This window comes from Leucobacter sp. CX169 (assembly GCF_017161405.1).
In the GTDB taxonomy this organism is placed as follows: Bacteria; Actinomycetota; Actinomycetes; order Actinomycetales; family Microbacteriaceae; genus Cx-87.
In genome coordinates this window covers 94,640-108,148 of the sequence record NZ_CP071051.1, presented here as the reverse complement: position 1 = coordinate 108,148, position 13,509 = coordinate 94,640, and the positions used below count along the sequence as shown (strand labels likewise).

Here is a 13,509-nt window from a genome sequence, read left to right as displayed (position 1 = left end):
CGGTCAAAGCTCAGGTCTCAGTCCCCCGACTGTCCGTAGCAAAATGAAACACAGCTTTTCGCCATGAAATCCCCAAAAAATTCCCCCAGCGACCGAAGGCGCCCCCCGGGAACATCCTATGGAACAACGCACGTTGACGGCCACTCGCCACACGCCTCGCGCGCCCACCGCCTCAGGGCAGGATCCCCACCACCTCCGCCACCGGCGTACCCTGGGGGCATGCCCTCACGCTTCGACGCTGCCCTTGCCCTCGACATCTCGCTCGAGATGGCCCGTCGTCACGGCATTCCCGCTCAGATCAGCCAGGCAGAGCTCGACGAGATGAACGCGCACCCTCCGGCCTGGCTTGCGCAGTCCCGATCGAACCGCACGGGCAAAAAGCCGGTGTGGGTCACGCTGCAGTGCGTGGTGTGCGGGTTCACCGAGCAGGCGCGCCCCAAGAAGTGGTGGCCCGAGTTCACCCTGATTACCTGCGCCGAGCATGACGAGTCCGCCCTGCCCGAGCCCGCGAACCCCGCGGCGGCCCGCGAGTTCGTCTACGGCGTCGGCACCCGGTTCAACGGGGTCGTGGACTCGGTGGCGTGACGGCCGACCGGCGCAGTGCCGACCGCGGGATAGACCGCCGGATCGCGGCGCTCGCCATCCCCGCGCTCGGCGCACTGATCGCCGAACCGCTCTTCCTCGTCGTCGATACCGCCCTCGTCGGCCATCTCGGCGCCGACTCGCTCGCCGGACTCGCCGTCGCCTCTGCAGTGCTGAGCACCCTCGTCGGCCTGATGATCTTTCTCGCGTACGCGACCACGCCGCAGGTGGCCAGGCGGCGCGGCGCGGGTGACCTCGCGGGCGCCATGCGGGCGGGCGTCTCTGGCCTGTGGTTCGCGCTGGGCCTCGGGGCGGTGCTCGCCCTCGTCTTGGCGTTCGCCGCGCGCCCCCTCGTCGGGGCGTTCGGCGGGGGCGAGTCGGTGGCCGATCAGGCGCTGGCGTACCTCCTGCCGTCCGCAGCCGGTGTCCCCGCCATGCTGCTGGTGTTCGCCGCGGCTGGCCTCCTGCGCGGACTGCAGGACACGGTAACGCCGCTCGCGGTCGCCGGCATCGGCTTCGCACTGAACGCCGCCCTCAACGTGCTGTTCATCTACGGTTTCGGCTGGGGCATCGCCGGATCCGCCTGGGGCACCGTCATCGCGCAGTGGGGCATGGTGATCGCCTACCTCGTGGTGATCGCGCGGCACGCGCGCGCTGCGGGCGTGGGCCCGCGGCCCCACGCGGCGGACCTCCGGCGGGTGGGCCAAAGCGGCGGCTGGCTCTTCATCCGCACGCTGGGCCTGCGCGCGGCGCTACTTGCGACCGTCGGGGCCGCCACCGTGCACGGCGCGGTCACGACCGCCGGCTACCAGGTCGTCTTCACGCTCTTCACGCTCGCGGCCTTCGCGCTCGATGCCCTCGCGATCGCCGCGCAGGCCCTCGTGGGCGACGCCCTCGGTGCCCGTGACGCGCGGGCGGCCCGGCAGGTCCTTGCGCGCACCGTCTGGTGGGGTGCCGCGAGCGGCGTCGCGTTCGGTGCGCTGCTCGCGGCGCTGAGCCCCTGGCTCGGACGCATCTTCACGGACGACCCCGACGTGCTCGCGTTGCTGCCGCCCGTGTTGCTGGTGCTCGCGCTCTCGCTGCCCCTGTCCGGCATCGTCTTCGTGCTCGACGGCGTGCTGATGGGCGCGGGCGACGCGCGCTACCTCGCCTGGACCAGCCTCGTCAACCTCGCCTGCTACCTTCCGGTGCTGTGGCTGCTCACGCGCCTCGCCCCGACCGGCCTGCCGGCGCTGATCGCGCTCACCGCGGGCTTCACCCTCGTGTTCATGCTCGCCCGGGCGGTCACGCTGGGGCTGCGCGCCCGCGGCGAGCGCTGGGTCGTACTCGGCTAATCCTTCGCGCAGACCGTGCCCTCCGCAGGCAGCGTCCCCTCCACGAGGAAGGCGGTAGCCGCCTCGGTCACACAACTCGACTTGCCGGTGTATGCGGCCGCGTGCCCCTCGCCCTCGAGCGTGAGCAGGCGCGCATTTCCGAGTTCACGCACCAGCGCGACTGACTGCGCGTAGGGGGTCGCGTGGTCTCCGGTGATGCCCACCACCAGGATGGTCGCGTCAGGAGAGCCCCGGAACGAGGTGAGGTCGTCGCCAGCCTCGGGAAGGGCAAAACAGGACAGGTCGGTGAACCCCATCAGCGCCTCGTCGGTTATCGCTGGCCCTCCGAGCATCTCGGGCAAGCCGAGCTCCTCCACGCGCTCCACCAAGCCGAGCACGTCCGGGTCTCTGGGGAACGAGTGGCAACTCACGATCTGGCCGGAAAGCCCCACCTCAGCACCCCCTCCACTCATCGCCTCGGCAATCTCATCGATCGCGGCCTGTTCCCCGCCGATCGCGCGCCCGAACGAATCGAGCGCGATCTCTCGGGGGACGGTGCCGCCATAGAGCGCCTTCAGCAGGTGACCCCAGAGCATGCCTCCCCCGACCTCGGTCCCGTCACTCGCAAACTTTGGTTGCTCCTCGAACGACTGAATCGTGTGTCTCAGCGCCGACTCGTTCGCGATCGGGCACGTCGTGACCTCATAGCTCACGCCGCACTCAGCGAGCATGAACTCGATCGCCTTCACGATTGCCGAACTCTGGTCGAAGTGTCCGGTGAGACTCGCCCACTGCGACCCGATGGCGCTGTCGAGCAGCATCCGTCCGACGCGCTCGGGGAACAGCGTTGAGTACGTCGCGCCAACGACCGTCCCGTACGAGTAGCCCAGGTAGTCGAGTCGGTCCTCGCCCATGAGTTCCCGCAACAAGTCCATGTCGCGCGCTACCTGCGAGGTCCCCATCGAGTGTGCGAGCGGGTATGCGTCGGCGCAGGTAGCGATATCGAGTACCTTCGAGGCCGAAACGTCATCGCACACGAGCGGCGAGCTCTTGCCGATGCCTCGCGGGTCAAAGCCGATGAGGTCGTAGTTCGCCAGCACCTCTCCGAATTCCTCACGCGTGGTCTGGCCGTAGGTGTATTCCAGTCCGCTTCCGCCCGGGCCGCCGGGGTTGCCAAACAGCGTTCCCCGCGGCGAATCCCCGGTCGAGGGAACATGTACGACCGCGAGCTCAATCGTCTGGTGGCTCGCGGGGGTGTCCCAGTTCAGCGGCGCCTCCACCATGGCGCAGCGGAAGGTGTCAGTGGGAGCACCGCGCGACTCGAGCTTTTCGGCCATCGTCTCGGTCATGCCGAAGTCCTCGGTGCACGCTCCCCAGTCGATCGTTTGCGCATAGACGCCGGGGTACCGCTCGGATTGCCGCTGGCTCTCGCCGGGCTCGGGCGCCGTGGAGCACGCGCTCAACGCGAGAGCCGCAATGGCGACAATCGACAGTCCAAACCGCTTCATGGCTTTCCTCTCAAAAGGTTCGGGTGACAGACCAACGTCCGGCACGCACGGCTGCACTACGAGATCGGCGTCGACACCACGATGAATGTCAGCACCGTGGCGACCACCATGACCACGGCGGAGACTCCCGTGATCAGCAGGCGCGTACGATAGGTGCGCAGGATCGCGGCGATACCAAAGAGGAACAGCGAGATCGCGAGCAGCACGGTGTTCAGGGTGAGCTGATCGCCCAGGTCGTTGAACTTGCTTGAGTTTGCGAGCTCGGTGTCCGCCTGCGCCTTCACCTGTTCGTACTCGCCGAACAGGGTCGCCAGGTAGGCCTCGTCACCCTGGGGGTGCGTGAACATCTCGGGGTCTGCCTCGTTCTCGGCGTCAGCCCACTCAACGGCCGCGGCGAAATCCTCGCTCATCGACTGGAACGTCAGGACGTCGATGGTCTCCGCGGCCACCGCGGCGGCCGCGGCGTCGGCGCTGGTCGACTGAATGCGCAGCTCGGTCAGCCGGTCGAACAGTTGACCGTCGCTCAGGTACTGCTGGTTTCCCTCGAGGTACAGCGACTCAGCCTCGGCCGAGAGCACACCCGCGCGGGTGTTGGCTGCCGACATCTCGCCGTCGTACAGCGAGGCCTGGAACGACGCCCAGGCGGTGACGATCGACGCGAGGCCAAGCAGCATGGCGATGACGAGCTCGAAGTGCCGGTTCATCCAAGTGGAATCGGTGTGCGTCACCGCAGCGTCGTCAATGGCCTGAGGCATGTGTGGTTCCCCCGTTGATCGGACGCGTGTTCCGCGTCAGTTTCGCCAGTGTGCCTGACCTGCGCTGCACGAATCGGCCAACGGGCTCGATCTCGCGCGGGTTGCACGAGAATCGCGTGGATTGACTGCTGCGCTCAGCCCTCGGCGGGCACCGCGTCGTCGCGGCAGACCGTGCCCTCGCCGGGCAACACCCCGTCCAGCAGGTACTCGGTGACCGCATCGTCCACACAGCTCGAGCGGCCGGTGTACGACGCCGCGTGACCCTGCCCGTCGAGGGTGAGCAGCACGGCGTTCCCGAGCTCCTCGGTCAGCACCTCGGCGTACTGGAACGGCGTCGCGTGGTCGCCCGTAATCCCGATCACCAGGATCGGCCCGGCGTCCGGCGCCGAAAACGACTCGGTCAGATCGAGCCCGCTCTCGGGGAGCGTGTAACACGAGAGGTCGGTGAACGGGGCGAGCGTCTCGTCGTCGATCGCCGGCCCGCCGAGCAGGCGCGGCATGCCGACGCGTTCGATGTGCTCGAGCAGCCCCGGAATGTTGGGTTCGATGGGGAACGAATGGCAGGTGACCACGGTCATGGCCATGTCGATGCCGGAACCGTCGTCGGCGAACTCGGCGCCGATCTCGTCGATCGCCTCCTGATCGCCGAAGAGGGCGAGGGCAATGGTGTCGAGGGTGCGCCCCCGCTCAAAGTGGCTCTGGTAGAGGGCGCTTGTCAGGTAGGACTGCAGCAGCTGACCCGTAATCTCGGTACCGTCGCTCGCGACGAGCGGCTCGGCGTCGAGCTGGGCGAGCACCGCGAGCAGCGAGTCTTCGTCGACGAACGGGCACACCTCGACCTCGTCCGCGTAGTCCGTGCGGCACGCGGTCGCGAGCGCCACTGTCGCGTTCGCGATGGCGACCTGCTGGTCGAACAGGTGGATCAGGCTCGCCCACTCGGCGTCCTCGGCGCTGTCCAGCACCATCCGGCCCACCCGCTCGGGGAAGAGCGTGGCGTAGGTCGCCCCGAGCATCGTGCCGTAGGAATAGCCCAGGTAGTTGAGCACCTCGTCCTGCATGAGGTGCCGCATCAGCTCCATGTCGCGCGCGACCTGCGAGGTGCCCATGGTGTGGGTGAGCGGGTTCTCGGCGATGCAGACGCCGAGCTGCACGACGGGCAGGTCCGATCCTGCGCCGTCGCAGTCGATCGGGGTGCTGCCGCCGATGCCGCGCGGGTCAAAGCCGAGCAGGTCGTAGCTCGCCGCGACGCCCTCGAAGCCCGGGGAGAGCGCCATGCCCAGCATGAAGTCCACCCCGGTGGCGCCCGGGCCGCCGGGGTTTCCGAGCAGGGTCCCCAGCGGTTCCTTTCCCGTGGCGGGGATGTGCACGATCGACAGCTCGATCGTCTCGGCGTTCTCGGGGTCGTCCCAGTCGACGGGCGCCTCGATGAGGGCGCACCCGATCTGGCTGAGATCATGCCCGGCCGCCTCGAGCGCGTCCGCGGTGTACGCATCGAGACCCTCGTCCGGGGTGCACTCGAACCAGTCGATCTCCTGCGCATACAGCCCAGCGAATGCGTCAGCCTGCCACTCGCTCTCACTCGCGGTCGGCGTGAGCGAGGCCCCCGAACCACCCACCAGTCCGCAACCGCTCACGGCCAGCGCCGCCCCGATCAACCCCGCGACGCCCGAGGCGACGCGACGCAGCCCAGCCCGGTTCCCAATGCTCATGGGCACAGACTACGGAGCATCCCTTCTGAGGTGGAGCGGCGCGCGAGACGACCGCACAATCTGCACGGTTTCCGCGCGCACCGAACGATTAGGCGGCGGGGGTGCGCCGCTGGCGCAATTCCTTCGGGCTCAGTTGGTACAGCACGTCGAGCGATCGACGCAGGCTCACGCTCGAGCCGAACCCCGCGCGCCCGGCGACCTGCTCGACGCTCAGGTCGTCAAATCGACTGTCCTGGAGCATCGCGCGCGCAACGCGCGCACGCTCGCGCCGGATCTCCCCGGCAACCGAGCTCCCCGTGTCGGCGAAAAGGGTCTGGAGGTGGCGCAGCGAGACGCCCACTCCGCCGGCGACGCGCGCCGGGTCGAGTCCCGAGTCCGCGTGCTCTGCGGCGATGATCGCGCAGGCCCGGCCCCGCAGGACCGCTTGGGGCGTGCCCAGCTGCCAGGCCTCACCCTGTCGGCTGCGCAACATCGCTCCCGCCATCTCAAGCACCATCCGCCCCACCGTAAGGCCGTCACCCGCAGAGATCTCATCCTCGCTCTGCACCGACTGGGCGAGAAATGCCTCCATCGCGCGCTCCGGAATCGTGAGCTCATCGTAGATCCCGACGGTGTCCGTGAGCCCCGGCACGAAAGGCAGCAGCGCGTCCCGCGGGATCCGCGCCACCAGGAACCGCCACTCGCTGGTGAACCGCACCCGATGCGGCAGTCCGCTCGGCGCCACCATCAGCGGGCCCTGCGAGGCGTGCCAGGTCCCGCCTTCGAGGTAGGCGAACTCGCCGGCTCCGACGAAGATCACGTCGATCGTGGGCAGGCCCGGACGGACGGGTCGGCGCTCGAACTCTGAGCCACTCCCCGACGCCTCGATCACGAGGACGGGACCGAACGCGCGCACCTTCGCGCTCATCCCCAGGTCGCCGCCGACCCCGCGCACCCCCTCGCGCGCGAATTCGCGTTGTCCGTAGTGGGTAATCGATCGTTCTCCGAGCCCCTCAACCTGGGGCGCACTCTGCTGCGACACAGCGAAACGCTAGCAGCCAGACAGCCGCCGGTGGTGCAATGTGCGCAGCGAACGGGCAATTTGCGTCATTCTGCGGCGCATTTCACCCCCGGGCCTCACCGTCGCAGGCGAGCGGTTCAGCGCACGAGGGCTGCCCGGGGAGAGCCTCGCTGCAGTAGTCTGCTGTGACTCCCCCAGTTTTATAGTCAGGATCCCGGTGCCCCACTCTGCCGCGCATGAGCGCCGTCGCCTGAACGCCTGGGTCGGCGGGATTTTCGTCGTCTTCGGCCTGCTCGGTTTCGGGTTTGGATCCTGGCTGTCTCGGCTCCCCGCGGTCCGCGACCACCTCGGGGCAACCCCCTCCGAGATCGCGTTGTTGGGCCTCTGCCTCGCGGTCGGTTCCGTCACGGGCCTGATCTTCTCGGGGCGCACGGTCACGCTGGTCGGCGCGCGCAGGATCCTGCGCATCGGCGTCCTGGTGCAGGCAGTCGCGATGCCCCTGGCGGCCTGGCTGATCTGGGAACAGCACCTGGTCCCCGCGATCTTCGCCCTCTTCGCATTCGGGTTCGCGTTCGCAACGAGCGACGTCGCCATGAACGTCAGCGGCGCCGACGCCGAGCGCGCCCTCGGCCGTTCACGCATGCCGCTCCTGCACGGCGCGTACAGCCTCGGCGGCGTCTCAGCGATGGGCGTCGGTGCCCTCGCTGAGGCCGGCGGCGTCTCGGTGCCCCTGCACCTGCTGCTCGCCTTCATCGTGATCGCCGGCGGCGTGCTGTGCGCGCTGCTCGTCGTGCCGGCCGACGTTCGCGGCGGCGAGCTGCACCACGCGCAGGATCCGGCCGGCACGGCCGCGCCCCGCGTCCGCCCCCGCAGCCCCTGGCGCGACCGCCGCGTGGTCCTGGTCGGCGTGATGGCACTCTCGTTCAGCCTCGCGGAGGGTGTGGCGAGCGACTGGCTGCCGATGGCACTGGTGGATGGCTATGGCATCACCAACGACGCGGGCGCGCTCGCGCTCGGCGCGTTCTACGTGTCGATGACCGTCGCCCGCTTCGCTGGCGGGCCCATGCTCGCCCGCTTCAGCCGCGTGACGATGCTGCGCGCGAGCGCGGTGCTGTGCATCGTCGGGCTGCTGCTCGTCATCCTCTCCCCCGCCATCCCCCTCGCGGTCGTCGGGGCCATCCTCTGGGGCGTCGGCGTCGCCTACGGCTTCCCGCTCGGCATCTCGGCCGCCGCGGACAACCCGGCGACCGCGGTGCGCGACGTCGCGGCGGTCTCGGCCATCGCCTACGGCGCGTACCTGATCGGCCCGTTGCTGCTCGGCTTCCTCGGCGACCATTTCGGTCTGCTGAATGCGTTCCTTCCGCTCGTGCTCGTCATCGCGGTCGCCGGGATCCTCGCCGCTGCTGCACGGGAGCCCCAGCCCGCCGCCTAGAATGACTGGGTGCGTATCGTTGTTGCAGACTGTTCCGTTGACTACGCGGGTCGACTCTCCGCGCACCTGCCGCGGGCGACTCGCGTGCTCATGCTCAAGGGCGATGGCAGCATCCTCATCCACTCCGACGGCGGCTCGTACAAGCCGCTGAACTGGATGAGCCCGCCCTGCTCGCTCGCTCCGATCGAGCCGAGCGACGAGCAGGTCGCGGCCGGCGTGACCGAGATGTGGCGCGTCGTCCACGCGAAGACCGCCGACCAACTGATCGTGTCGATCTTCGGCATCATGCAAGACACGAGTCACGACCTGGGCATCGATCCTGGCCTCATCAAGGACGGCGTCGAGGCGCACCTGCAGGAGCTCATGGCGGCGCAGATCGAGGTGCTCGGCGAGGGACACACGCTCGTGCGCCGGGAGTACATGACCGCGATCGGCCCGGTCGACATCCTGGCCCGCGACGAGCAGGGTGTCTCGGTCGCGGTCGAGATCAAGCGACGCGGCGAGATCGACGGCGTCGAGCAGCTCACCCGCTACCTCGAGCTCATGAACCGCGACCCGCGCCTCGCGCCCGTACAGGGCGTCTTCGCGGCGCAGGAGATCAAGCCGCAGGCCCGCACGCTCGCCGAAGACCGCGGCATCCGCTGCGTCGTCCTCGACTACGACGCGATGCGCGGCCTGGAGGACGTGAACGCGCTCTTCTAGGCGGGTGCCCGCCGGGCCGCCGGTAGGCTAGTCGCATGGCTGAAGCGCAGATTCCCGAGGGCGTGTCCGCGGACACCGAGAACGCAGAGGCGCGCGACGCGATTGCGGCGCTCCTCGCAGAGCCCGACTACGAGCGTCTCGCCGCGGTGCTCCGCGCGCTGCGCGAGGGCTTCTTGGTCGTCGACGTGACTGGCACTCCCAAGAACAAGGTGACCCGGATCCGGACCACCCGCTCGACCAAGGGTCAGCTGATCCTTCCGATCTTCACCTCGGCAAACGAGTTGCGCGCCGCCGTGCCGAAGGCGAAGGCCGATGCCGCCCGCGGCGCGATCATGCCGGCACTCTCGGCGCTGCGCCTCATCACGTCCGATAAGTTCGTCGCCGCCGAGATCAACCCAGGCAGCGTGCCCCTCGTGATCCTGCGCAAGTACATTGAGCTCGCCTTGCGCGAAGAGCCCATCGACGCGGCGACGCTCGAACGCCTGCGATGAGCCACCCCGACTGGACCGCGGTCATCTGGGATCTCGACGGCACGATCGTCGACTCGGGCACCGAGATCACGGGGCGCTTCACGCGCACACTCGAGATCCTCGGGTGGCCGGTCCCCGCGCCCGAGGTGCTCGCGCGCCTGATTGGCCCGCCCGTCACCACTGGCTTCATTGAGGTGCTGGGCATGCCGCCCGAGCTCGCCGCCGAGGGCCAGCGGGTCATGCGCTCGCTCGTCGACCTCGCCCACATCGCAGAGACTTCCACCCCGTTTGACGGCGTGCTCGAGCTCATGGCCGAGATCCACGCCGCCGGGCTCCCGCAGGCGGTCGCCAGCTCCAAGGGCCAGCAGCTCGTCGCCGCCATCGCCGAGCACCTGGGCCTCATGCCGCTGCTCGGGGCCTGCGTCGGCGCAGACGAATCGGTTGGCCGCGCCACCAAGGAGTCCGTGATTGCCGAGGCGCTCGCGCAGCTCTTGGCGCAGGGCGCCGACCTCTCCCGTCCGGTGATGGTGGGCGATCGCGTGCACGACATCATTGGCGCCGCCGCCCACGGCATCCCGACCGTGCTCGTCGGCTGGGGCTACGACCACGACGACGACGACACTGCCGGGGCACTCGCGCACGCACAAACGGCCCAGGAGCTGCGCGCGCTGCTCCTGGGCCGTCCGGTGCCGACTGGGGTGTAGTCGCTACTTCTGCTTCCCGAAGGTGAGCGCCCGCACGATCTGCAGGATCCCGAGCACGATCAGCGAGATGCCGAGGAGCCACCACAGCGTGACGGCGCCCATCATCGGCGAGAACAGCAGGGTGACGCCGGCGATGACGCTGATCACCGCGAACACGACGACCCAGACCTTGTTGGTCGAGGTGCCGATCGAGGTGAGCGTCATGATGCCCTCAACGATCCAGGTGATGCCCAGCATGATCGTGATGAAGAGGAACAAGAACGCTGCGGTCGCGGTCAGGTTGCCGATCGCGACGATGCCCGCGGCGAGGTAGAGCAGGCCGAGCAGGATCGCGCCGACCCGGTGCCAGCCGCCCTGGCCCTTCGAGAAGAGCGCCGAGCCGAGGTAGACGACGCCGACGGCAGCGGCGTACACAGCGACGATGGCGGCGGTCGCCGCGGCGGTCTTCAGCGGCGAGACAAGGATCAAGATGCCGACGACGACGGCGAGCAGGCCGCCGAGTCCGAGCATCGTGCGGATGCCGTTCGCCACCTCCTGGACGACCGGCGGCGTGGTGGTGTCAGTTGCAGAGGTCATGGTGCTCCCCGAGTTTCGTGGCGCGCGCACCCGGTCGGGCAGCGTCACCTATACCTCCCATGGTTGCCTACCAGGCGACGCCTCTGCGCGCGGCGCGCCGATTACCAGGCCCGCGCGGGACGCGCTACGTTGCCGCGGGCCGCAGCCGGACGCTATCCGTCGCCACCGTGTGAAACCCGTGAGCGACGGGGAGCCCGGAGTCGTCGACCGCGACGAAGACGATCTCGGCGAGGGTGAGAATCACCTGCGCGGTCGCCACGTTCTCGACGACGCAGCTTAGGGTGACAGAGGTGCGCCCGAAGCGAGCGACGCCGTAGGTGAGTTCCAGGAGGTCGCCCCGGTCGGCGCGCGCGACGAAATCGACGGCAGACATGTGGCGGGTGACGATGCTCACCGTCCCGAGCTGCACCCCCGCGATGATCGCGGCCTCCTCATCGACCCACTCCATCAGCCGACCCCCGAAAAGCGCGCCGTGCTGGTTCAGATCCGCCGGCTTGACCCACTTGCGCACAACGTGCCGGTAGCTGTTCATGCGCTCAGCCTACTGGCGCGATCAGGCTCGCGGCCCCACCGCACTGGCGACGGGCGGGCTATTCGGCGTCGTGATGCGAGTGCCCGGATTCGACGTGAGTGGCGGGCCCGTCCGGGGTCGCACCGCCCTCGTCCGCCCAGTCCTGGCCGGGTTCGTCGTTGTGTGCCGGATCAGACTCGTGGTCTGGCGCCAGAGCGTCGTTCGATTCCTTCATGAGGCTTCCCTCCTTTGTTTGCAAGGTACACCCGGGCGCCACCCTAGGGAAGAGCTGGCGCCCCACGCGAGTGCTCAATCAGAAACCTCGTGGTCTGTTCGAAACCGTGGGGCCGACAAATCCCATACCCCTGGGCGCGCTCACAACCGGCCTCTTGCAGCAAGCGGAGCTGTTCGTCGGTCTCGACCCCCTCGCCGACGACCTCGAGGCCGAGGCTGCGGGCGAGGCTCACGATCGCTCCGACGACGGCTTGCGAGTCACTATCGTCGCCCTGCACGAAGCTCTGGTCGATCTTCAGCTCCGCGATCGGCAGCGTGACGAGCCGCGTCAGCGAGGAAAACCCGGTGCCGAAGTCGTCGATCGCGATGTTGATCCCGAGGTCGGCGAGCCGACGTAGGTGGTTGAGTGCGGGCTGCTCATCGATGAGCGACCTCGACTCGGTGATCTCCAGGGTCAGCTGCCCGGGCGGCATGCCCTCGTCACGGAGAATCTGCAGGGTGCGATCCGCGAAGTCGGGCCGTTCGAGCTGCGCCCCCGAAACGTTGACGGACACCCCGATGTCAAGGCCCTGCTCGCGCCAGCGCCGAGCGTCTCGGCACGCCGTGACGAGCATGACCCTGCCGATTTCCGTGATCAGGCCGTTCATCTCGGCCAGCGGGATAAAGAGCAAGGGCGAGATGGCCCCGAGCTCGGGGTGCGTCCACCGGGCCAACGCCTCGACTCCAATGACGCGACCAGTGCGCAGGTCAAGTTGTGGTTGGTACGCGGCAAAGAACTGCTCGCTGCGAATCGCCGAGTGCAACTCGGTGTCGAGCATGAGTTCCTCGACGCTGCTGAGTCCGAGCTGCGCGGCCTCCCGCTCGCGCACCCGGGACAACTGGCTCCGCTCAGCCTCCGCGATGAGCTCACAGGCGGCCGCCGCAAAGTCCGTCTCGTGCGCCAATGCCTCGCGCGTGACCAGGCGGCTCACCCCGAACGAGAACTTCAGGTAGACGCGGTCGGCATCGATCCCCACCGGCGCCTCGAACCCCTCGCTGACCCGCTCCAGGGCGCGGTCCACCCCGGTGTCGCTGTCGTGCCCCTCGAGCACGACGATGAACTCGCTCCCCGAGGTGCGGGCGATGATCGCGCGCTCGCCGAGCAGGTGGCGCAGCCGCCGGCCCACGCGGCGAAGCGCCCGGTCGCCGCCCTCGCGGCCCAGCATGTCGTTCACCCGACCGAATCGGTTGACGGCAAGACACGCGACCACGAGGCCGCGGTGGAGTTCGGGGTGGCGCAGCCGCTCGGCGAGCTCGGCCTCGAGCTGATGCCGGTTCGGCAGCCCCGTGATGGGGTCGTGCTCGCTCTCCCACAGCAGCTGCTCGTGCAACTGCGTCGAGGCCATCGCGAACCCTGCGATCTGGGAGAGGGCGGCGAGGCGATGGCTGAGGTCGGCCGATAGTTCGGTCGGCGGCTCGTTCGTAATCCAGTGCGCGACCACCAGCCCGTTGTTCTTGCCGTCAATGTGCAGGGGAACCGTGGCAAAGGCGACGACGCCGTGCGTTTCGAACAGGAAGCGCCCGAAGGCCGAGTCCTCTGGCCGATTGAGCGTACTCACCTCGCGTGCGAGCAGCTCGTCCAACGCGGGCAGGGAGAACGGGCTCTTGGTCCAGTGTCGCGGGTCGAGGTCGGCGTCGTGCTGGACGTCATCCCAGCCCGCGTGGCCCGTCATCGCGTACAACTCTTCGCGGTCGGTTCCCGCATGCAGAATCACCATGCACCGGTCCGCGCCCGTCAACCCGCGCATGGCGACGGCCAAGCACGTCGAAATCCAACGGATCTCGCTCGGCTAAGGCTCACGGCCGTTGCCGGGCTCGGCGTCACTACCAGCCCCAGGTTGCACCCTCGCTCCTCAGTACCGTGTCGGTTTACTGCGATGCTATGGCGTTCTGGACGCGGTACACAAGAGCGCTTCAGGCCCGGTGTACTACCATTCCAATCGTGCATCGAGCCGGTGCCGCCTGAGGAATCTG

General features: G+C 68.7%; 14 protein-coding genes. 6 read left to right on the top strand and 8 right to left on the bottom strand.

The window, feature by feature from the left end:
• Window positions 1–219: 219 nt before the first annotated feature.
• Complete coding sequence (locus tag JW030_RS00545; protein WP_188045891.1) at window positions 220–585, top strand: hypothetical protein; 366 nt, start codon at window positions 220–222, stop codon at window positions 583–585.
• Window positions 582–1,916 carry an MATE family efflux transporter gene (locus JW030_RS00540; protein ID WP_188045892.1) on the top strand — a complete coding sequence of 445 codons (1,335 nt, stop codon included), beginning with the start codon at window positions 582–584 and terminating at the stop codon, window positions 1,914–1,916. The genes JW030_RS00545 and JW030_RS00540 overlap by 4 nt, the downstream gene beginning before the upstream one ends.
• On the opposite strand, the gene JW030_RS00535 is transcribed toward JW030_RS00540, so the two are convergent.
• The 4 genes from JW030_RS00535 to JW030_RS00520 form a co-directional block, all read right to left on the bottom strand.
• Window positions 1,913–3,403, bottom strand: a complete 1,491-nt coding sequence (locus tag JW030_RS00535; RefSeq protein ID WP_188045893.1) for an alpha/beta hydrolase — start codon at window positions 3,401–3,403, stop codon at window positions 1,913–1,915. The two genes, JW030_RS00540 and JW030_RS00535, sit on opposite strands and share 4 nt — an antisense overlap.
• A 56-nt stretch (window positions 3,404–3,459) precedes the next feature.
• Window positions 3,460–4,158: a hypothetical protein gene (locus JW030_RS00530; protein ID WP_188045894.1), complete on the bottom strand. Its 699-nt coding sequence runs from the start codon at window positions 4,156–4,158 to the stop codon at window positions 3,460–3,462.
• 134 nt (window positions 4,159–4,292) lie between these two features.
• The gene (locus tag JW030_RS00525; protein ID WP_188045895.1) at window positions 4,293–5,867 is read right to left on the bottom strand and encodes an alpha/beta hydrolase; all 1,575 of its coding nucleotides are present in this window, start codon (window positions 5,865–5,867) and stop codon (window positions 4,293–4,295) included.
• 88 nt (window positions 5,868–5,955) lie between these two features.
• Window positions 5,956–6,888 carry a helix-turn-helix domain-containing protein gene (locus JW030_RS00520; RefSeq protein ID WP_188045896.1) on the bottom strand — a complete coding sequence of 311 codons (933 nt, stop codon included), beginning with the start codon at window positions 6,886–6,888 and terminating at the stop codon, window positions 5,956–5,958.
• A 196-nt stretch (window positions 6,889–7,084) separates the two neighbouring features.
• Between JW030_RS00520 and JW030_RS00515 the strand changes: the two genes are divergently transcribed.
• The 4 genes from JW030_RS00515 to JW030_RS00500 are packed head-to-tail and all read left to right on the top strand — an operon-like array spanning window position 7,085 to window position 10,175.
• Entirely contained in the window at window positions 7,085–8,299 is a 1,215-nt protein-coding gene (locus JW030_RS00515; protein ID WP_188045897.1) for a sugar MFS transporter, read from the top strand.
• A gap of 9 nt (window positions 8,300–8,308) precedes the next feature.
• Window positions 8,309–9,001, top strand: a complete 693-nt coding sequence (gene nucS, locus JW030_RS00510) for an endonuclease NucS (protein WP_188045898.1) — start codon at window positions 8,309–8,311, stop codon at window positions 8,999–9,001.
• A gap of 35 nt (window positions 9,002–9,036) precedes the next feature.
• Entirely contained in the window at window positions 9,037–9,492 is a 456-nt protein-coding gene (locus JW030_RS00505) for an SseB family protein (RefSeq protein WP_188045899.1), read from the top strand.
• Window positions 9,489–10,175, top strand: coding sequence for an HAD hydrolase-like protein (locus JW030_RS00500; protein WP_188045900.1), 687 nt, complete (start codon window positions 9,489–9,491; stop codon window positions 10,173–10,175). The genes JW030_RS00505 and JW030_RS00500 overlap by 4 nt, the downstream gene beginning before the upstream one ends.
• Window positions 10,176–10,178: 3 nt before the next feature.
• Here the strand turns inward: JW030_RS00500 and JW030_RS00495 are convergent, their stop codons facing one another.
• The 4 genes from JW030_RS00495 to JW030_RS00480 form a co-directional block, all read right to left on the bottom strand.
• Entirely contained in the window at window positions 10,179–10,751 is a 573-nt protein-coding gene (locus JW030_RS00495; RefSeq protein ID WP_188045901.1) for an HdeD family acid-resistance protein, read from the bottom strand.
• A 124-nt stretch (window positions 10,752–10,875) separates the two neighbouring features.
• The gene (locus JW030_RS00490; protein ID WP_188045902.1) at window positions 10,876–11,283 is read right to left on the bottom strand and encodes an acyl-CoA thioesterase; all 408 of its coding nucleotides are present in this window, start codon (window positions 11,281–11,283) and stop codon (window positions 10,876–10,878) included.
• A gap of 58 nt (window positions 11,284–11,341) precedes the next feature.
• The gene (locus tag JW030_RS00485) at window positions 11,342–11,497 is read right to left on the bottom strand and encodes a hypothetical protein (RefSeq protein ID WP_188045966.1); all 156 of its coding nucleotides are present in this window, start codon (window positions 11,495–11,497) and stop codon (window positions 11,342–11,344) included.
• A gap of 43 nt (window positions 11,498–11,540) precedes the next feature.
• Entirely contained in the window at window positions 11,541–13,283 is a 1,743-nt protein-coding gene (locus JW030_RS00480) for a bifunctional diguanylate cyclase/phosphodiesterase (protein WP_255499139.1), read from the bottom strand.
• Window positions 13,284–13,509: the final 226 nt, after the last annotated feature.

What these genes read in the sequence shown, in the direction of transcription:
- JW030_RS00545 (WP_188045891.1), top strand. Translation starts at nt 220, where the DNA reads ATGCCCTCACGCTTCGACGCTGCCCTTGCCCTCGACATCTCGCTCGAG.
- JW030_RS00535 (WP_188045893.1), bottom strand. Translation starts at nt 3,403, where the DNA reads ATGAAGCGGTTTGGACTGTCGATTGTCGCCATTGCGGCTCTCGCGTTG.
- JW030_RS00530 (WP_188045894.1), bottom strand. Translation starts at nt 4,158, where the DNA reads ATGCCTCAGGCCATTGACGACGCTGCGGTGACGCACACCGATTCCACT.
- JW030_RS00525 (WP_188045895.1), bottom strand. Translation starts at nt 5,867, where the DNA reads ATGAGCATTGGGAACCGGGCTGGGCTGCGTCGCGTCGCCTCGGGCGTC.
- JW030_RS00505 (WP_188045899.1), top strand. Translation starts at nt 9,037, where the DNA reads ATGGCTGAAGCGCAGATTCCCGAGGGCGTGTCCGCGGACACCGAGAAC.
- JW030_RS00500 (WP_188045900.1), top strand. Translation starts at nt 9,489, where the DNA reads ATGAGCCACCCCGACTGGACCGCGGTCATCTGGGATCTCGACGGCACG.
- JW030_RS00495 (WP_188045901.1), bottom strand. Translation starts at nt 10,751, where the DNA reads ATGACCTCTGCAACTGACACCACCACGCCGCCGGTCGTCCAGGAGGTG.
- JW030_RS00490 (WP_188045902.1), bottom strand. Translation starts at nt 11,283, where the DNA reads ATGAACAGCTACCGGCACGTTGTGCGCAAGTGGGTCAAGCCGGCGGAT.
- JW030_RS00485 (WP_188045966.1), bottom strand. Translation starts at nt 11,497, where the DNA reads ATGAAGGAATCGAACGACGCTCTGGCGCCAGACCACGAGTCTGATCCG.
- JW030_RS00480 (WP_255499139.1), bottom strand. Translation starts at nt 13,283, where the DNA reads ATGCGCGGGTTGACGGGCGCGGACCGGTGCATGGTGATTCTGCATGCG.